The sequence below is a fragment of the Streptomyces paromomycinus genome, from assembly GCF_003865155.1.
In the GTDB taxonomy this organism is placed as follows: Bacteria; Actinomycetota; Actinomycetes; order Streptomycetales; family Streptomycetaceae; genus Streptomyces; species Streptomyces chrestomyceticus.
Genome location: NZ_BHZD01000001.1, coordinates 4,745,017 through 4,762,426, shown reverse-complemented (window position 1 = coordinate 4,762,426; position 17,410 = coordinate 4,745,017). Strand labels below are relative to the sequence as shown.

15 protein-coding genes and 1 pseudogene are annotated in these 17,410 nt (G+C 72.3%); 2 read left to right on the top strand and 14 right to left on the bottom strand.

Features of this window, described 5'->3' with window-relative positions; all coding sequences use genetic code 11:
* Positions 1-51: 51 nt before the first annotated feature.
* The 9 genes and pseudogenes from OEIGOIKO_RS20070 to OEIGOIKO_RS20030 all read right to left on the bottom strand — a co-directional run bounded on the left by OEIGOIKO_RS20070 (position 52) and on the right by OEIGOIKO_RS20030 (position 10,601).
* Positions 52-912 carry an HAD family hydrolase gene (locus OEIGOIKO_RS20070; RefSeq protein WP_174857191.1) on the bottom strand — a complete coding sequence of 287 codons (861 nt, stop codon included), beginning with the start codon at positions 910-912 and terminating at the stop codon, positions 52-54.
* Positions 909-2,198 carry a serine--tRNA ligase gene (gene serS / locus OEIGOIKO_RS20065; RefSeq protein WP_125055219.1) on the bottom strand — a complete coding sequence of 430 codons (1,290 nt, stop codon included), beginning with the start codon at positions 2,196-2,198 and terminating at the stop codon, positions 909-911. Before serS ends, OEIGOIKO_RS20070 begins: the two co-directional genes overlap by 4 nt.
* A 769-nt stretch (positions 2,199-2,967) precedes the next feature.
* Positions 2,968-3,894, bottom strand: a complete 927-nt coding sequence (gene pheA / locus OEIGOIKO_RS20060) for a prephenate dehydratase (RefSeq protein WP_125055218.1) — start codon at positions 3,892-3,894, stop codon at positions 2,968-2,970.
* A gap of 164 nt (positions 3,895-4,058) precedes the next feature.
* Positions 4,059-5,396 (bottom strand): iron uptake transporter deferrochelatase/peroxidase subunit, encoded by a 1,338-nt coding sequence (efeB, locus tag OEIGOIKO_RS20055; RefSeq protein WP_174857190.1) that lies wholly within the window; start codon positions 5,394-5,396, stop codon positions 4,059-4,061.
* Positions 5,396-7,459 carry a copper resistance CopC/CopD family protein gene (locus tag OEIGOIKO_RS20050; RefSeq protein ID WP_125055217.1) on the bottom strand — a complete coding sequence of 688 codons (2,064 nt, stop codon included), beginning with the start codon at positions 7,457-7,459 and terminating at the stop codon, positions 5,396-5,398. The genes efeB and OEIGOIKO_RS20050 overlap by 1 nt, the downstream gene beginning before the upstream one ends.
* Positions 7,460-7,595: 136 nt before the next feature.
* Positions 7,596-8,036: pseudogene (locus OEIGOIKO_RS20045) on the bottom strand (copper chaperone PCu(A)C); the annotation flags it as partial.
* On the bottom strand, positions 8,033-8,683 hold the full coding sequence (locus tag OEIGOIKO_RS20040; protein WP_125055215.1) for an SCO family protein: 651 nt from the start codon (positions 8,681-8,683) through the stop codon (positions 8,033-8,035). The pseudogene OEIGOIKO_RS20045 and the gene OEIGOIKO_RS20040, both read right to left, overlap by 4 nt.
* A gap of 79 nt (positions 8,684-8,762) precedes the next feature.
* Positions 8,763-9,563, bottom strand: a complete 801-nt coding sequence (locus tag OEIGOIKO_RS20035) for a YcnI family copper-binding membrane protein (protein ID WP_125055214.1) — start codon at positions 9,561-9,563, stop codon at positions 8,763-8,765.
* 195 nt (positions 9,564-9,758) lie between these two features.
* The gene (locus OEIGOIKO_RS20030; protein WP_125055213.1) at positions 9,759-10,601 is read right to left on the bottom strand and encodes a hypothetical protein; all 843 of its coding nucleotides are present in this window, start codon (positions 10,599-10,601) and stop codon (positions 9,759-9,761) included.
* A 296-nt stretch (positions 10,602-10,897) separates the two neighbouring features.
* Between OEIGOIKO_RS20030 and OEIGOIKO_RS20025 the strand changes: the two genes are divergently transcribed.
* A complete protein-coding gene (locus OEIGOIKO_RS20025) occupies positions 10,898-11,389 on the top strand; it encodes an ATP-binding protein (protein WP_125055212.1) in 492 nt (163 codons plus the stop codon).
* 43 nt (positions 11,390-11,432) lie between these two features.
* Here the strand turns inward: OEIGOIKO_RS20025 and OEIGOIKO_RS20020 are convergent, their stop codons facing one another.
* The 4 genes from OEIGOIKO_RS20020 to OEIGOIKO_RS20005 form a co-directional block, all read right to left on the bottom strand.
* Complete coding sequence (locus OEIGOIKO_RS20020) at positions 11,433-12,008, bottom strand: hypothetical protein (protein WP_125055211.1); 576 nt, start codon at positions 12,006-12,008, stop codon at positions 11,433-11,435.
* 166 nt (positions 12,009-12,174) lie between these two features.
* Entirely contained in the window at positions 12,175-12,828 is a 654-nt protein-coding gene (locus OEIGOIKO_RS20015) for a hypothetical protein (RefSeq protein WP_125055210.1), read from the bottom strand.
* Positions 12,828-14,279 (bottom strand): putative T7SS-secreted protein, encoded by a 1,452-nt coding sequence (locus OEIGOIKO_RS20010; RefSeq protein WP_125055209.1) that lies wholly within the window; start codon positions 14,277-14,279, stop codon positions 12,828-12,830. The genes OEIGOIKO_RS20015 and OEIGOIKO_RS20010 overlap by 1 nt, the downstream gene beginning before the upstream one ends.
* 66 nt (positions 14,280-14,345) lie before the next feature.
* The gene (locus OEIGOIKO_RS20005; RefSeq protein WP_125055208.1) at positions 14,346-14,651 is read right to left on the bottom strand and encodes a hypothetical protein; all 306 of its coding nucleotides are present in this window, start codon (positions 14,649-14,651) and stop codon (positions 14,346-14,348) included.
* A gap of 378 nt (positions 14,652-15,029) precedes the next feature.
* Here OEIGOIKO_RS20005 and OEIGOIKO_RS20000 point away from each other — a divergent pair, with 378 nt between their 5' ends.
* A complete protein-coding gene (locus OEIGOIKO_RS20000) occupies positions 15,030-15,743 on the top strand; it encodes a TetR/AcrR family transcriptional regulator (RefSeq protein ID WP_125055207.1) in 714 nt (237 codons plus the stop codon).
* 81 nt (positions 15,744-15,824) lie between these two features.
* Here the strand turns inward: OEIGOIKO_RS20000 and OEIGOIKO_RS19995 are convergent, their stop codons facing one another.
* Positions 15,825-17,297 carry an aminopeptidase P family protein gene (locus tag OEIGOIKO_RS19995; RefSeq protein ID WP_125055206.1) on the bottom strand — a complete coding sequence of 491 codons (1,473 nt, stop codon included), beginning with the start codon at positions 17,295-17,297 and terminating at the stop codon, positions 15,825-15,827.
* Positions 17,298-17,410: the final 113 nt, after the last annotated feature.

Sequence of the window (17,410 nt, the reverse complement as noted above, 5' to 3'; positions counted from 1 at the left end):
CGTTCCGAAAAGCAGACCGACCCGGCCGTCGGGGCCGGGCCGGAGGGCGTCTCAGGCGCCGTACCCGTCCCCGAACAACCGCTCCAGGACGACCGCGATGCCGTCCTCCTCGTTGGACGCCGTCGTCTCGTCCGCGACGGCCTTGAGCTCGGCGTGGGCGTTGGCCATGGCGACGCCGTGCCGGGCCCAGCCGAACATCGGGATGTCGTTGGGCATGTCGCCGAAGGCGATGGTGTCCGCGGCCTTCACGCCCAGGCGGCGGGCGGCCAGGGAGAGGCCGGTGGCCTTGGAGAGGCCGAGGGGGAGGAGTTCGACGACGCCCTCGCCGGCCATCATCACGCCGACCAGGTCGCCGGAGACCTCACGGGCCGCGCGGGCCAGTTCGTCGTCGCCGAGGGTCGGGTGCTGGATGTAGATCTTGTTGATGGGGGCTGCCCACAGGTCGCCGGGGTCCTGGACCTCCAGGTTCGGCAGCGGGCCTTCCTGGATGCGGTAACCGGGCGTGACCAGCACCTCGCCCTCCAGGCCGTCCCGGCTCGCGGCGAGGAACAGCGGGCCGACCTCCGCCTCGATCTTGGACAGGGCCAGGCCGGCGAGCTGCCGGTCCAGGGTGACCGAGGTCAGCAGCCGGTGTTCGCCGGCGTGGTAGACCTGCGCGCCCTGCCCGCACACCGCTATGCCGTCGTAGTCCAGCGCGTCGAGGATGTGCCGGGTCCACGGCACCGCGCGGCCCGTGACGACGATGTGCGCGGCCCCCGCCGCCGTGGCCGTGGCCAGGGCGGCGCGGGTGCGCTCGGAGATCGTGTCGTCGTGCCGCAGCAACGTTCCGTCGAGATCGGTCGCGACGAGTCTGTACGGCAGCGGGCGGGCCGGCGGTGCGGCTTGGTGCGCGGGCTCGGGGGCGGTGGTCACCGGGCGACGGGCTCCAGGATCTCCCGGCCGCCCAGGTACGGGCGGAGCATCTCGGGCACGCGCACGGAGCCGTCCGCCTGCTGGTGGTTCTCGAAGATCGCCACGATGGTGCGGGGCACCGCGCAGAGCGTGCCGTTGAGCGTGGCCAGCGGCTTGACCTGCTGCTTGCCGTCCTTGTTGGTCCGCATCCGGACCGACAGGCGGCGGGCCTGGAACTCGTCGCAGTTCGAGGCGCTGGTCAGCTCGCGGTACTTGCCCTGGGTCGGGATCCACGCCTCGCAGTCGTACTTGCGCGAGGCCGAGGCGCCGAGGTCACCGGTGGCCACGTCGATCACCTGGAAGGGCAGTTCCAGGCCGGTCAGCCACTGCTTCTCCCAGTCGAGGAGGCGCTGGTGCTCGGCCTGCGCGTCCGCCGGGTCGACGTACGAGAACATCTCGACCTTGTCGAACTGGTGGACGCGGAAGATGCCGCGGGTGTCCTTGCCGTACGTACCGGCCTCGCGGCGGAAGCACGGCGAGAAGCCCGCGTAGCGCACGGGCAGCTGGTCCGCGTCGAGGATCTCGTCCATGTGGTACGCGGCGAGCGGGACCTCGGAGGTGCCGACGAGGTAGAAGTCGTCCTTCTCCAGGTGGTACACGTTCTCCGCGGCCTGGCCGAGGAATCCGGTGCCCTCCATGGCGTGCGGGCGCACCAGGGCCGGGGTGAGCATCGGCGTGAAGCCGGCCTCGGTGGCCTGGGCGATGGCGGCGTTGACCAGCGCGAGCTCCAGGAGCGCGCCGATGCCGGTCAGGTAGTAGAAGCGCGAGCCGGAGACCTTGGCGCCGCGCTCGACGTCGATCGCGGCCAGCGCCTGGCCGATCTCCAGGTGGTCCTTGGGCTCGAAGCCCTCGGCGGCGAAGTCGCGGATCGTGCCGTGCGTCTCCAGGACCGTGAAGTCCTCCTCGCCGCCGACGGGCACGTCGGGGTGGACGAGGTTGCCCAGCTTCAGCAGGAGGGACTGGGTCTCCTCCTTGGCCTGGTCCTGCTCGGCGTCGGCGGCCTTGACGGCGGCGGACAGCTCCCCGGCCTTCTTCAGCAGCGCGGCCTTCTCGTCGCCGGCGGCCTTGGGGATGAGCTTGCCGAGCGACTTCTGCTCGTTGCGCAGCTCGTCGAAGCGGACGCTTGAGGCCCTGCGCCGTTCGTCGGCGGAGAGCAGTGCGTCGACGAGTGCGACGTCCTCTCCACGGGCGCGCTGGGACGCGCGCACACGGTCGGGGTCCTCACGGAGCAGGCGAAGGTCAATCACCCCACCAGGCTACCGGGGCCCGGGCCGGACCTTCGACGCCATATTCTCCGCGTGGCGCTATGTCCGGTTTGTTGATTTTTAGTGTGTTTGGCTATTCCGGGCGGTACGGTCCGGTAAGGCGGGGTGGCGGGGGTGCGTAAGGGGCGCATAAGGGGCGTGCGGGAGAGGGGCGGGGTGCGGGTGGATGTGCGGGAAGTGCGGACGGGGGGTGTGCGGGCGTACGGAAAGTGGCGGGAAATAGCGGTGGAAGAATCTTGCGTCGGCGCCGGTGCGGGGGTAGGCGGTCCGCACTCGTCCACCGGCTTCCCTTGCGTGTGGGAGGAGTTGGCGGGCGGGCCGGGGCGGCGGGCGGCGAGGGTTGTACCCAGGGTTGTCCACAGGTGCAGGGGGTTACGGAACCTTATCCACAGGCTGTGTGTGGAATCTGTGGAAGTCGGAAGAGCATGTTCCGTTTCAAGAATGCGTTGCCATGGATTCACCGAAGAAACCCCTACTGGACGCTCTTTCGTGTGGGATTTCCTCGCCCTAAAGGATTGTTCGCGTAATTTGTGCTGACGCGGGGTGGGGTGCGGTGCTGTGGAAGGCCCTGGGGGTCGGTAGAGCAACATGTCGACTCGGGCCGGGCTGCGGGGGCTGTCGTGTCGACTTATCCCCAGGTCGAGAACCGGGCCTGTGGATAACTTTGTGGACAACCCCAAGACCCCAGACCAAGCCCCCGGAGGAGCCTCCGGAACGCCGTCCGGCCGCTCCGCCGCCCGCTGCGGACGCCTCAGGCCCGCCCGTCGAGGCAACGGGTCAGCCAGTCCGCCGCGTCCGTGAACGCCGCGTCGACCGTGTCCGGCCGTACGTTCGGCCGCACCTGGTCGGCGCGCGGATACGACCCGAGGAAGCGCACCTCGCGGCAGACCCGCTTCAGCGCCATCAGCACCTCGCCGACCCGGCGGTCCGTGAGGTGTCCTTCGCAGTCCACCGAGAAGCAGTAACGGCCGATGCCCTCGCCGGTCGGCCGCGACTCGATGCGCATCATGCTGACGCCGCGGGCCGCGTACTCCTGGAGCAGTTCCAGGAGCGCGCCGGGGTGGTCCTCGCGCAGCCACAGGACGACCGAGGTCTTGTCGGCGCCGGTGCGCGCCGCGGGCCGGGCCGGGCGGCCGACCAGCACGAAGCGGGTGGCGGCGTTCTGCGCGTCGTGGATGTCGGTGACCAGCGGTTCGAGGCCGTACGTCGCCGCCGCGAACTCACCCGCGAACGCGCCGTCGTACCGGCCCTCCTGGACCAGCCGCGCCCCGTCCGCGTTGGAGGCCGCCGACTCCCACACGGCCTCCGGCAGGTGCGCCGCGAGCCACTTGCGCACCTGCGGCTGGGCCACCGGGTGCCCGGTGACCGTCTTGACGTCGGCCAACTGGGTGCCGGGCCGTACGAGCAGGGCGAACGCGATCGGCAGCAGCACCTCGCGATAGATCATCAGCGGTTCGCCGGCGGCCAGTTCGTCCAGGGTGGTGGTCACTCCGCCCTCGACCGAGTTCTCGATCGGCACCAGCGCGGCCGCGGCCTCGCCGGTCCGTACCGCGTCCAGCGCGGCCGGTACGGACACCATCGGGACCACCTCGCGGGTGGCGGCCTCCGGCAGCGTCCGCAGGGCCGCCTCCGTGAACGTTCCCTCGGGTCCCAGGTAGGTGTAGCGGCTGACCGACATGTCCCTCTGACTCCCTCACGCTCCGGTGGGGACCGACTCGCCGATCACCCGCGCGCCACGTTACCCGCCCGGCCGCCCGCCCCGGCCGGGAAGCCCGTATCGGCTCACGGGCCACACAGGGGCCTCACAGCCGCACCGGGCCCGTGAAACACACGGACCAGCCATCACCCTTCCAGCAACGGCTGCCCCACGTACCCGCCCGCCACCGCGGCCGGCGGCACGGCGAACAGCCCGCTCGCCTCGTGCCGCAGGAAAGGGGACAGCGCGTCCCCCCGGTCCAGCTTGCGCTGGATCGGGATGAAGGAGCGCAGCGGGTCGGCCTGCCAGCAGACGAACAGCAGCCCGGCGTCCGGGGCGCCGTCGTCCCGGAACCCGTCGTGGAACGAGAAGGGCCGCCGCAGCATGGCCGCGCCCTGGTTGGACTCCGGCGCCGCGATCCGCGCGTGCGCGTCGGCCGGAACGACCGGCAGCCCGTCGGGGCCGTTCTTCTCCAGGTCCATCTTGGTGTGCTCGTCGCCGCCGGTCAGCGGCGCGCCGTCGGCCTTGCGGCGGCCTATGACCTTCTCCTGCTTGGCCAGCGGCTGCTTCTCCCAGTCGTCCAGCAGCATCCGGATCCGGCGGACCACCGCGTACGAGCCGCCGCGCATCCAGGCGTACGGACCGCTGCCGGCGTCCCGGCCGACGAAGATCCGTTCGTCGAAGTCCGGGTCCGCCGGCTTGGGGTTGTTGGTGCCGTCGACCTGGCCCATCAGGTTGCGGGCGGTCATCGGGGCCGCGGTGGCGCCGGGCGTGCGGTTGAAGCCGTTCATCTGCCAGCGCAGCCGCGCGGTGCCCCCGGCCTCCTTCTGGAGGGCGCGCAGCGCGTGGAAGGCGACCAGCGCGTCGTCGGAGCCGATCTGGAGCCAGAGGTCGCCGTTGCTGCGCCCGGCGTCCAGCTCGTCCGCGGAGAAGTCCGGCAGCGGTTCGAGCTGGACGGGGCGGTGCGCGGTCAGCCCCGTACGGTCGAAGAAGGTGCGGCCGAGACCGAAGGTGACGGTGAGCGAGGACGGGCCCGCGTCCAGCGCGACACCGGTGTCCGCGGCCGGTGTGCGGCCGGCCATCAGCTCCTCGGCCGTACGCGACCAGCGGCGCAGCAGCGCGGCCGCCTCCTTGCGCCCGGCCCCCGGCGCGAGGTCGAAGGCGACGAGGTGACCGCGCGCCTGGAGGGGCGTGGTGATGCCCGCCTGCTGCTTGGCGCGCTCGTCGCGGAAGGCGACGGAGGCCGAGCCGACGCTGCTCAGGGCAGCGGGCGGGTCGTCCTGGGCGGCGGCGACGCCGATCGCGCCGCCCGCGGCACCGACGACGAGGCCCGCCGCGCCCGCGGCGCCGACGGTGCCGAGCAGCCGACGGCGGGACAGTTCGAGGGTCTCGGTGGGTTCGGGCCCGGAACCGGAGTTGGTGCCGGGGCCGGTGCGGCCGTCGGTCCCGGAGGCGCCGTCGGAGGGAGAAGCGGTGGTCGTCATCAGTTGATCTTCACGTTCCTGGTCTCGGTCACCTGGTCGATGTCGGAGGTCCGTACGACCAGGGAGAGCTGCCACTGTCCGGGCACCGGCAACTGGACGTCCCGCGCGCTCCAGTGTCCCTCGCTGACATGGTCGAGGGTGACCGGCAGCGGCCCGAGATCCTTGTCGGGGAGGGTGAAGGAGACCTTCACCTCGGGGACGTCGACCGTCCGGCCGTCCGGATCGGCGAGCCGCAGGTGCAGGGCGTTGCCGCTGCCGCTGCGGCCGGGGTCCAGGTCGACGCGCGCGGTGCCCTTGCCGCGCGGGCCGCCGGTGTCGAAGGGGATGTTCAGCACCTTCGGCTGGTTGGCGTCGGCCGACTGCCCGGCGCCGCCGGCCGCCTTCACGGCCGCCTCCGTACGCGCCGGTTCGGTGGAGGTGAGCACGGTGGTGACGGCCAGTACCACCACGGCGACCGTCGCCTCGGCGAGGACCGAGCGGCGCAGTCCGGAACGCTCGGGGTCGGCGTCGCGGATGCGCTTCGTCCGCGCGCTGGCCAGCGCGGCGCGCTGGCGGGCGAGTTGGGCGGCTCGCTCGGGGTCGGCTTCGGCCGTGGGGGCGTCGGCGGCAGGCACCGGTCCGTCGGTGGCGGCCGTCTCCGTACGTGCCGCCACGCTCTCCAGTACGGCGGTGGCCTCCGCCTCGGGCGCCGGGCCCTCGCCCAGCCGCGCCGTCCAGCGCCGCGAGAACCAGGCGATGCCGACGAGGACGACGACCAGCGCCGCCTTGGCCAGCAGCAGCTTGCCGTACGAGGTGTCGGTCAGCGCCTGCCACGTGCCGACCTGCCGCCACGACTGGTACACGCCGGTCGCGACCACCACCAAAACGGAACCGAACGCGAGCCGCGAGAAGCGGCGTACGCCGGAACGGGCCACGGCCGGGCCTCGGTAGAGGGAGACCAGCAGCGCCGTCAGGCCGCCGAGCCAGGTGGCGACGGCCAGCAGGTGCAGGACGTCGACGGGCATGGCGACGGCGGTCTGCAGGCCGGTCGAGGCGTGCTCGGCCATCGCCCAGGTCGCGGCCAGCCCCACGGCGACGATGGCGCCGCCGACGGAGAGCCCGAAGGTGAGGTCCTTGCGGCGCTTGGTGCCGGCGGTCGCGGTGCCCGGGGCGTCCGACGGCGCGTCGCCCGCCCCCTCCGCGCCCGTACGCCCCTCCTCCCGCTGCGCGCGGGCGTACGCGCCGAAGAGGACCGCCACGAACAGGGCCGCGGCGGCGAGCAGCAGCAGCCGCGAGACCAGTGCGGCACCCGGCTTGGTCTCCAGGACCTGGCGGAGTCCGCCGAGATCGAAGACGTCGGCCAGGTCGCCGGAGGTCGTGTACGGGGTGCGCAGCAGCAGCATCGCGATCGTCGCCGCAGTCAGCGCGGCCCAGCTACGGGCGACCAGCCGCTGCACGGACCGTACGCGCGCGGCGGCCGGGCGGCAGATCAGGACGAACGCGGCCCCACCCACCAGGACGACGAAGCCCGCGTACGCGAGATAGCGGGCGATGCCGTACAGCGCGCCGACCACCCCGCCGCCGGCCTCCTGCTGCGGCAGCGGTGCGCTCGTCTCCGAGGGCGCGCCCACGGAGAAGGTGAAGGCGCCGGAGACCGGGTGGCTGTCGGCGGAGACCGCCTGCCAGGCGACGGTGTACGTGCCGTCCGGGAGCCCCGGCGGCAGCCCGGCGCCGTACTTGACCGTCTCGCCGCTGCACAGGTCGCGCAGCTTGCCGCGGTCCACCCGCTTGCCCTGCGGGTCCAGGACCCGGACCGAGTCGTCGCTCATCGCGACGCCTTCGGAGAAGGTGAGCGTGACCTGTTCGGGTGCGCTCTGCACCACCGACCCCTGCGCGGGTGTGCTGCCGGTCAGCGCGGCGTGGGCGGAGGCCGGGGCGGCGCCCCCGAAGAGCGCGCCGAGCAGGGCCGCCGCGAGCACCAGGAGGCGCAGCGCGGACGACCGGCGGGCGCGTGGTGCGCTGGTCCGGCGTGCGCCCGGAGCGCGGGCGCCGGAGCCCGGTGCGCAGAGGACGGTGGTGGTCATGGCGAGGCGCCCCCTACTTCTCGGCGTGGTGCTGCGCGTGGTCGTCCATCGACCCCTCGTGCTGCGGGCCGTCGTGCTTGGAGCCGTTGCCGTGCGAGCCGTTGTCCTGCGAGCCACTGCCCTGCGAGCCACTGCCCTTCGGGACGTAGGTGGCGGACCGGACCGGCACCTCGACCTTGATCGCCTTGGCCGTGGCGAAGTGCAGCTCCACGCTGACCTTCTGGCCCTCGGCCGGCTTCTTCTTCAGCCCCATGAACATCAGGTGGTTGCCGCCGCGGGCGAGTTCGAGCTTGCCGTTCGCGGGGATGTCCAGGGACTTGACCTGCTCCATCTTGTTGTTCTTGGTGGTGTGAATGGTGACGTCGTCGCTCAGGTCGCTGGTGACGGAGGTGAGCTTGTCGGCCGTACCGCCGGTGTTCTCGATGACCATGAACGCGCCGGCCATGCTCTGGTCGACCGGCTGCGGCAGGTACGCCCCGGAGACCTTCAGCTCGGGGGCGCTGTCCCCGCCGCAGCCCGCGAGGGCGAATCCGGCGGTGAGGGCGAGTACGGCGGCGAGGGTGGTGCGGCGGTTCACGGGTTCTGTCCCTTGATGATCTTCGGAAGTGCCTTGGAGTAGTGGTCGACGCCGGCGTCCTGCATCCCCATCCAGTGGATCTTGTCGTCCTTGGGGGAGCTGAGCAGGACCTGCGCTCCGTGGGTGGAGACCACGTCGCCGTTCTTCTTCTTGACGGGCTTCTCGATGCCGATGTTCACGCTGCGCGCGCCGGCCTGGATGGTGTCGAAGGAGCCGGTCAGGCCGACGAACTTCTTGTTGATGCCGCCGAGCCACTTCTTGAGCGCGGCGGGGGTGTCCCGTTCGGGGTCCGAGGTGACGAAGACGACGCGCAGGTCGTCCTGTTCGGCCTTGGGCAGCTGCCGCATCGCGACGTCGATGTTGTTCATCGTCAGCGGGCAGACGTCCGGGCAGTGGGTGTAGCCGAAGTAGACCAGGGTCGGGTGGCCCTTGGTCCGCTCGATCAGGTCGTACTTCTCGCCCTCGGTGTCCGTCAGGACCAGGTCCGGCTTCTCCATGGGCCGGTCGAGCGTGACGACCGGCTCGGAGCGGGTGCCGCCGGAGACGCTGGCGGCGGGCTGGTCGCTGTCGCCGCCGCTGCCGCAGGCGGCCAGGGTCAGCGCCGAGACCAGCGCGATACCGGCGGCGGTCAGGTTCCTCTTACGCATGTACGTGTTCCGTTTTCAGGAAGGGTGCGCCGGTCCGGCGTCCGGGAGGCCGGGCGCCGGGGGCGGGCACGGGGTCGGGTCAGGCGCCGCGGCGCCGGCCGGCGAGCACGCCGAACGCGACACCGATGATGCCGACGACGATGCCGGCACCGCCCAGGACGCGGGCCGTGGTGTCGCTGCCGTCCGCGGCGGCCTGCTGGGTACTGCCCGCGTCGCCGCCGGCGTTCTTCGCGTCGGCCGTGCCGGAGCCGTGGCCGTCGCCGGACGCGGGGGTCAGTTCGAGCACCGGCGCCGGGTTCTCCGGCTCGGGGCCGCCCTCCTTGGTCGGCTCGATCCACCGTACGACCTCGTCGTTGTCGTACGTCTGGAGGGCCTTGAAGACCAGCTTGTCGGCCTTGGGCAGCTGCCCGACGGAGACCGGGAACTGCTGGAACTGACCGGGCGCGATCTTGCTGCCGTCCGCGGTCCAGGTGATCTTCGAGACGGCTTCGGTGAGCTTCTTGCCGTGCGTTTCGAGCGGCTTGTCGAGCTTGGACTTGGTGACGTCCACCTTCCAGCCCGGCACCGGCTGCGGCATGGCGGACGCCAGCGGGTGGTCGGTCGGCAGGGTCACTTCGAGCTTCACGGTCGAGGCGTTGTCGCGCTCGTTGGGGACCTTGAAGTTGATCGTCGCGTAGCCGCCCTGCTCGGCCTGGCCCGGCTGCACGCTGACGTGCGCGAAGGCCGGGCCGGCGAGCAGCAGCACGCCGCCGGCCGCGAGGCCGCCCACGACGGGCAGACGGCGGGCGAGCCGGCCGCGGCGGCGGGTGCCCGGGGCCGGAGCGGCGCCCTGTGACGGTGCGGCAGGGGACGGTGACGGTACGGCAGTGGTCTCAGACATGGCGGAAATGCACTCCACAGGCTGGAGGGACGGGGAAGGAACGGCTGGCACGCGTGCGGCGACGACGGCGCACGCCGCCTCCTCCCGTGCGCCGGAGCGCGCCCGGTCCTGCCGGGGCGTGCCCGGTCGTGCCGGGGTGTCCCGGCGCTGCCGGACCGTCCCGGTCCTGCTGCGGGGGGTAGGGGTGCGTGGTCGTCAGGCCGCGAGGGCCAGGGCGGGCGGGCCCCGCCTGACGACACTGTGCTGGAGCGCGAGTTCCCGCGGGCGGGCTTGGTCATCCCCGTACGAAAAACGCGCCACGGGGCGTACGTCCGCCGTCAGGAGCCCGGCGCACAGGGCGCGTACGAGCGCGAGCGCGCCGCGCAGCGCGCCCACCAGGGCTTCCGCCACCGCCGACGCCTCCCGCGCCGCGGGCGCCGAGAGCCGTACCAGTCGCCACAGGGCCGCCTCGCCGCGGCGCAGCAACCAGCCGGCGGCGAGCGCCGCGAGCAGGTGCGCCAGCAGCATCGGCAGCGAGGGCAGCAGGCCGTGCGCCGCCGTGGCGGCGGTGGCCGGGTCCATGGCGTGCCCGGCACCGCCGGCCGAAGCGGCGGGGCCGCCCGGGCCGATGACCGAGGTGTGCAGGATGCGGCGTGCTTGCGCGCCGTCCAGCTGCCCGGCGCCGAGGCCGCAGGTGATGTGCCGTGCGAGGGAGATGGCCGCCTGGTCCGAGAGCCCGCCACCGGCCGGAGCCGGGCCGGCCGCGGGGGCGGTGGCCATCCGGTGCTGCCCCAGCGCGAAGACGGTGTGCAGCGCGAGCTGGCCGACGGCCAGCGCCACGGCGATGCCGGGCAGCGAGCGTTCCCGCCCGGCCAGCGGCGCCGCGACGGCGAACACCGCCGCGCAGCCCACGCCCAGCGTCCACAGGGGAACGGCGGCGCAGGACCCGATCATGTGCCCGGCCGCGGACAACGCGACGCAGACCGCGGTGAACACCGCGGCCCTCAGCAGCCGCAGATCGGCGGCGGCGCGCGCTCCGGGGTCGGACGGGGCAGTCATGGCGGCGCCATCATCCCACTGCCCTTACGGCTCGCATACGGCAGGTCCGCCTCTCCGGTACCGGGCGGATCGCGCCATTCCGGTCGGGGCGGGTCAGGGCGCGGGACGGGGGGCGGCTCCGGAGCGCTCGGGCGGCGCGCCGGAGCGTGCGCGGGCGCACGGAGGGACTCGCTACACCGGCGGGTGTCGGGGGCGCATCCGCCGAATGAGCGGAGTCACGTCCGGGGCACGCTTACGGACCATGCGCCCCGGCAATACGTATCGATATGTCGAGCCGCGACCAGGAGGCTGCAGCGATGAGCATCTGGTGGTCCCTGCATCTGCGGCGCGAGGCCGCGAGCGTGCCGCTCGCCCGGCGGCTCCTGCTGGGAACGATGGAGACGGCCGGGGTGGACCCGGACGTCTCCCACGACCTGTCCGTCGCCCTCACCGAAGCGTGTGCGAACGCCGTCGAACACGGTGGCGACGCCGCCGCGGAGGACTACCGGGTCACCGCCTTCATCAACGGCGACACCTGCCGTATCGAAGTCACCGACTCCGGCCCCGGATTCCGGGACCGGACCCGCAGGCCCAAGCGCCCCGGGCGGAGCGCCCTGCCCGATCCCGCGCCGCCCCCACCCATGGCAGCCCCCGCCCCGGCCCAGGCCGAGCACGGACGGGGGCTGTTTCTGATCGAGGCCCTGACCGACCACGTCCGCTACCGCAACCGCACCGGACGGTGCGGCGCGGTGGTCAGCTTCGACAAGATCCTCAAATGGAAGGAGGACGTGCCGCTGATGGCGTCGTGAACGGGACCGGGCGCTCCGTGGCAGACCGGTCGGCGGGCCCGGGTCACTGTTTCCAGTACTTCGCCACCGCTTGCGCGTACGCCACCCGGTGATCGAGCCCCTCACCCGGGACGCGGAAGCGGCCGCGCGCGGACTCGGTCATGACCGCCCGGCCGAAGAGCCCGCCCGGCCGCTTCCAGGCCGTACGCAAGGGGGAACCGACCTCGTCGGCGGGCATGTCGGAGAGTGCCAGACCGATCAGGTAGATCAGGACGAGCGGCAGCATCACCAGCCACAGGAGCAGGGACGGTACGGTCCCCTCCCGCCCGCGCAGTACCTCCCCGTCGGGTAGGTGGATCTCGTACGTGGGGCGCCACCGCTTCTTCTTCGGCGGCAGGCGGAGTTCGGCGAGCTGCCGGTGGTCCGGGGTGAGGACGGCGAGGCGGCCGCCGTCCGTGCGGACGACCACGGCGAGCGGCGCGGTGCCGGCGGGGTCGGTGGTGAGGGTGAAGCGTGGCTTGCAGCCCTCGGGGACCGGATGGCCGTCGGGCGCGCCTTTGCGTACGTACACGGGGGCGGAGCCCCTGGGGCGCAGTTCGTAGGGCTTGGGGTCGGGGTGGCGGGTGAAGGCGAGTGTCATGGAGTTGGTCCGTCTCGTCTCGTCGCGACGCGTCGATGTGGGCAGGAGGAGCCCGGTGGGCCGGGGCCTCGGCCGAAACCCGGGCCTCGGCCGAAACCCGGACCCCGGCCGAAACCCGAGCCCCGGCCGAAACCCGAGCCCCGAGCCATGACCCACCGAATCCGTGCTAACCGAACACCGCGCGCACGCCGCCGGGTGCCGCCGCCTCCGGATCGTCGTTCTCCCGTGTCGCCGGGCGGATGACCAGGCTCTCACCGATCTGCCGCAGGATGCCGGTGTAGCGCGGCAGGTCGGCGAAGCACGGCGTGGAGAGGGCCAGCACCAGCAGCCAGCCCCGCACCGGTGCGGGGACGTACAGCTCGATGTGGGCGAAGTCCAGCGTCGGCAGGATGCCCGTACCGTCCGTCTCGGTGGCGTGCAGGGACAGCACGGCCGGGCCGCACGGCAGGTCCACCCGGTCGACGCTGCGGTGCTCCTCGAAGGCGAGGCCCTCCTGGACGGAGGCGGCGACGACGTCCGGGGCGTCCGGCTCCACGGCCTCCGCCCGTACGAGGAAGTGCGCCGTGCTCGCCACGCCGTCCTCCGTCTCGTAGAAGGCGACGGACGCGTGCAGTACGGAGTCGGCGGCCAGCGCGGCCGTCAGGTCGGAGTAGACGACGGCGGTGGTCTCGCGCTGGAACTCCGTACCGCCCGGCCAGATCTTCTCCGCCAGCTCCCACAGCGCGGCGTCGAGGACGTCCGGCGGGAGGTGCAGCGGCAGCTCGTGGAAACCCTCCGGGGTGTCCAGCGTGAGCGACACGTTCTGCGGGGACGTGGTCATCACAGCCTCCCCGCGGCCGGCGTGCCGGGATCGGTGAGCTGGTTGTGGGCGCCGATGGCGATACCCGGTACCTGCTGGGCCACCTGCGGGCCCCTGGACCACCAGGAGACCGGGTCGATGGAGCCGTCGGCCCGCATCGCCCCGCGCAGCGAGGACTTGATCCCTTCGGGGGTGAGGCTGCTCTCCAGGACCTTGTTGAGGCCCTTGCTGATGCCCGCCTCCTTGATGCTCGCGCCCGCCACGTCCTGGACGTGGCTGTTCCACGCCAGTTTCATGCGGTTGCCGAAGCCGGTGGTGGTGAAGACCTTGCTGCCGCCGACGTACTCCTTGCCCATCCCGAAGAGCGACTTGCCTTCCAGGGCCCGGCCGGCGAACCCGGCGTCCCGCAGGGCGCGGATCTTGTTCACCTTGTCGATCGAGGCGACGGTACGGCCCTCCACCTGCGCCAGCTTCATGGGCACCTTGGCGCCCTTCATCGCGACGGACCCGAACTTCCCGAAGGGGATCACCCCGATGCCGTCGCCCACCAGGTCCATCACGCTGACGTTCGCCCCGCCGAGCTTCGCCGCCCCGTGCGTGGCGAGGGCCCCGAGGGAGGCACCGGCGCTGGCCAGGGCGAGCGCGCCGGAGAGCGGCGGGCACCACAGGGTCAGCAGGGAGGCGACGCCCAGGATGCTGGAGGCGATCGAGAGCCAGTCACCGATCTTCTTCAGCAGGTCGGCGTGCTTGGTGCACCACTCCTGGATGCCGTGGCCCATGCTGGTGAAGAAGTCACCGAGGCTCTCCCAGAAGCCCGGGTCGGGGGCGTTCTCGGTGGCGCGCCGGATGCGTTCGGCGATGCTGCGGGCCTGGTCCTGGTGGTTGCCGAGGAGGTCCTCGGCCTTCTTGACGATCGCCTCCAGCTCCTGGGTGGCGGTGTCCAGCTGACTGCGGGCGGTGTCGAGGGCGGTGTCCGCCTTGTTCAGCCGGGCGCTGGCCGCGTCGATCTTCTTCTGTGCGGCGTCCAGGGCGGCCTGGTCGGTGTAGAACGTGCCGGCCAGCCGCAGGTCCGGGTCGGCCGCGGCCTGGTTGTACGCGCCGACCGCGCGCTCGTTCTCCTGCTTGCGGGTGGCGACCGTCTGCTTGGCCGCGGCGGCCTCCGCCTCGTACTGCTTGCCCTTGGTCTGGTACGAGGACAGTGCGGTGTGCCAGGCGCGGAGCTGGGTGACGGCGTCGCCCATGGCGTCGCGGCTGTCACTCACGTACTTCGGAAGGTCACCGACCTTCTCGGAGAACGCCTTGGCCGCGTCGCCTTCCCAGTCACCGCCGCCCTTGCCGATACGGGAGAGCACCGAGTGGGCGGAGTCCAGGGAGCGCTTGGCCGCGTCGAGCTTGCCGTTGAGGGCCTCGACGGAGCCCAGGTCGCCGGGCGCCGGATTGAAGCCGAGGGCCGGGAAGTTCTGCTGGGTCATCGGGTCACCTGCCGGAGGAGGAAGCCGCGGAACGGGTACGGGTACGGGTGCGAAGCGACACGCACATCACGCCGCCTTCTTGGCGTTCTTCGCGAAGGCGTCCCGTAGGGCGTTCTCCAGCGACTCGTAGTTCTGCTTGACCTGTTTCAGCTTCTCCTCGATGGCCTGGGTACCGTCGGCGATCTTCTTGATCGCGTTGTCCCAGCTGTCGTGGAACTCGTCGCAGGCGTTGTCCAGCGCCTCGGCCCCGGTCGACTTCGGCCCGGTGTCCTTCAGCGCGCTCAGCGCCTTGCGCATGTTGTCCTGACTGTCGTGCAGGTCCTTCAGCAGGCGTCCGAGGTTGTCTGCCTCGACCTTGAAATAGCCTCCCACGCGGCCTCCCCCGTAACTGTGTACAACCGGCCGACACGTTACCGCCGGGCGGACACCCGGTCACGCGGGGGGTGTTGGGTCTCCGCACCGCAGGTCAGGCCCGGGAAACAGACGGCCTCCGCACCGGTGCGCCGGCGACACGCACCGACAATGTGCCGTTGCGCCGACGTACCGACATGCCGAAGAAGTGTCCGGGAGCCGACGTTCTGCCGGCGTCCCTCCGGTGCCGGGTCGCGCGGTCCCGCAGGGGAAGGACGTCCCCCGCCGCGTCCCCGATTGCCGCGGGAACCACGCACACCCGTCCTAACGCGAGGCGTCTCGCGTTAGCGTGTTCTGGACAATACGTGGCCTGAACCCGCACTGCAATACGGAGCCGCCGTGAGCACAGCGCAGCCCCCTCCCGGAGCGTCCCGGCCGGGGGGACGTACCGCGCGTACGAGACAAGCCGTACTGGACGCGGTCTTCGAAGAACTGGGCGAGGGCGGATACGCCGCGCTCACCATGGAGGGGGTCGCCCGGCGTTCCGGGGTCCACGTCGCGACGATCTACCGCCGCTGGCGCTCCGTCGAGGGGCTCGTCTGCGAGCTGATGGCCGACCTGAGCGGCGGGATTCCGCTTCCGGACACCGGCACGCTCCGCGGTGACCTGCGCGCACTGGCCCGTTCGATCGCCGCCTTCTACACGGAGCCGCGCTACTGCGGGCTGCTGGAGGCGGTGGTGTCCGCCGCCGCGCGCCAGCCGGAGGCCGCCGACGTGCTGCGGCAGTTCTTCGACCAGCGGCTGCGGCTGGCCGGCAGCATGGTGCCCCGTGCGGCGGCGCGCGGTGAACTGCCCGAAGGCGCCGACCCGGACGAGGTCCTGGCCGCCCTGGGCGCGCCGTTCTACTACCGGCTGCTGATCGCCCGCAGGCCGGTCGACATCCGGCTGGCCGACTGTGCCGCCGAGGCGGCCTGGGCGGCGGCACGGGCCGGAGTCTTCGCGCCCGGGGCGGGAGTCTTCGCGCCCGGGGCGGGCACTGGGGAAGCTGTACGGGGCGCCGCGGACACGAGGTCCACCGAACAGAAGCCCGGGAACGCGGAAAGCGGCCGGTGACTCCCGTAGGAGCCCGCCGGCCGCCTTCCGACGACGGTGATCGTCTGCGGGGTCAGCCCCGCGCCTCCGCTCCGCGTCCGGTCAGCCCCGCTGCCCGGTCAGCTCCGCCATCCACGCCTCGACCTCGTCCGCGCGGCGCGGCAGCGCGGCGGACAGGTTCCGGTTGCCGTCCTCGGTGACGAGGATGTCGTCCTCGATGCGGACGCCGATGCCGCGGTACTCCGCCGGGACGGTCAGGTCGTCCGCCTGGAAGTACAGGCCGGGCTCGACGGTCAGCACCATGCCGGGCTCCAGCGCGCCGTCGACGTACGTCTCCGTGCGGGCGGCGGCGCAGTCGTGGACGTCCAGGCCGAGCATGTGGCCGGTGCCGTGCAGCGTCCAGCGGCGCTGCAGGCCCAGCTCCAGCACCCGGTCCGCCGGGCCCTCGACCAGGCCCCACTCGACCAGCTTCTCGGCGAGCACGCGCTGCGCCGCGTCGTGGAAGTCGCGGAACGCGGCGCCCGGCTTGACGGCCGCGATGCCCGCCTCCTGGGCCTCGTACACCGCGTCGTAGATCTTGCGCTGGAGGTCGCTGTACGTGCCGTTGATCGGCAGCGTACGGGTGACGTCCGCGGTGTAGAGGCTGGTGGTCTCCACGCCCGCGTCCAGCAGCAGCAGGTCGCCGGAGCGGACCTGGCCGTTGTTGCGGACCCAGTGCAGCGTGGTGGCGTGCGGCCCGGCGGCGCAGATCGAGCCGTAGCCGACGTCGTTGCCCTCGACACGGGCCCGCAGGAAGAACGTTCCTTCGATGTAGCGCTCGCTGGTCGCCTCGGCCTTGTCCAGGACCTTCACGACGTCCTCGAAGCCGCGCACGGTCGAGTCGACCGCCTTCTGCAGCTCGCCGATCTCGAACTCGTCCTTCACCAGGCGCGCCTCGGAGAGGTACTCCCGCAGCTCTTCGTCACGCTCGGCGGTGACCTGGCCGGCCAGGGCCTCCTCGATGCCGGCGTCGTGGCCGCGCACCACCCGGACCGGACCGCTCGCCGCGCGCAGCGCGTCGGGCAGCTCGCGCACGTCCGCGCAGGCCAGGCCGAGCAGCGCCGCGGCCTCGGTCAGGCTGTTGCGGCGGCCGACCCACAGCTCGCCCATGCCGTCCAGCCAGAACTCACCGTTCCCGCGGTCGGAGCGGGGCAGCCGGTAGAGCGTCGCGTCGTGGCCCTCGCCGTCCGCGCGGGGCTCCAGGACCAGCACGCTGTCGTCGGTCTGGTCACCGGTGAGGTGCACGAACTCGGTCGCGGCGCGGAAGTCGTACTCGGTGTCGTTGGAGCGGGTCTTCAGGTTGCCCGCCGGGATCACCAGGCGCTCCCCGGGGAAGCGGCGGGACAGCGCCGCGCGCCGCCGGGCCGCGTACGGAGCCTGCTCGACGGGCTCCAGGTCGCGCAGCTCGGTGTCGGCCCAGCCCGACTGCATGTTCTTCGCGAGCTCGTCCGATACGCCCGGGTAAAGGCCGTTCTTCCGCTGCTTGATCGGCTGCTCGTCCTCGCCCGGGGTCTCCGGCGTGAGCTCGTCCGTCACTATGCCTCCTTGTACGACTGCACCACATTCCATCGTAAGTGCGGAAAGAACGGGGTCCAGGGGCGGGAAGCGGTGAGGTATCAGACACTCCGGGCGCGCGGGCGGGGCACCCG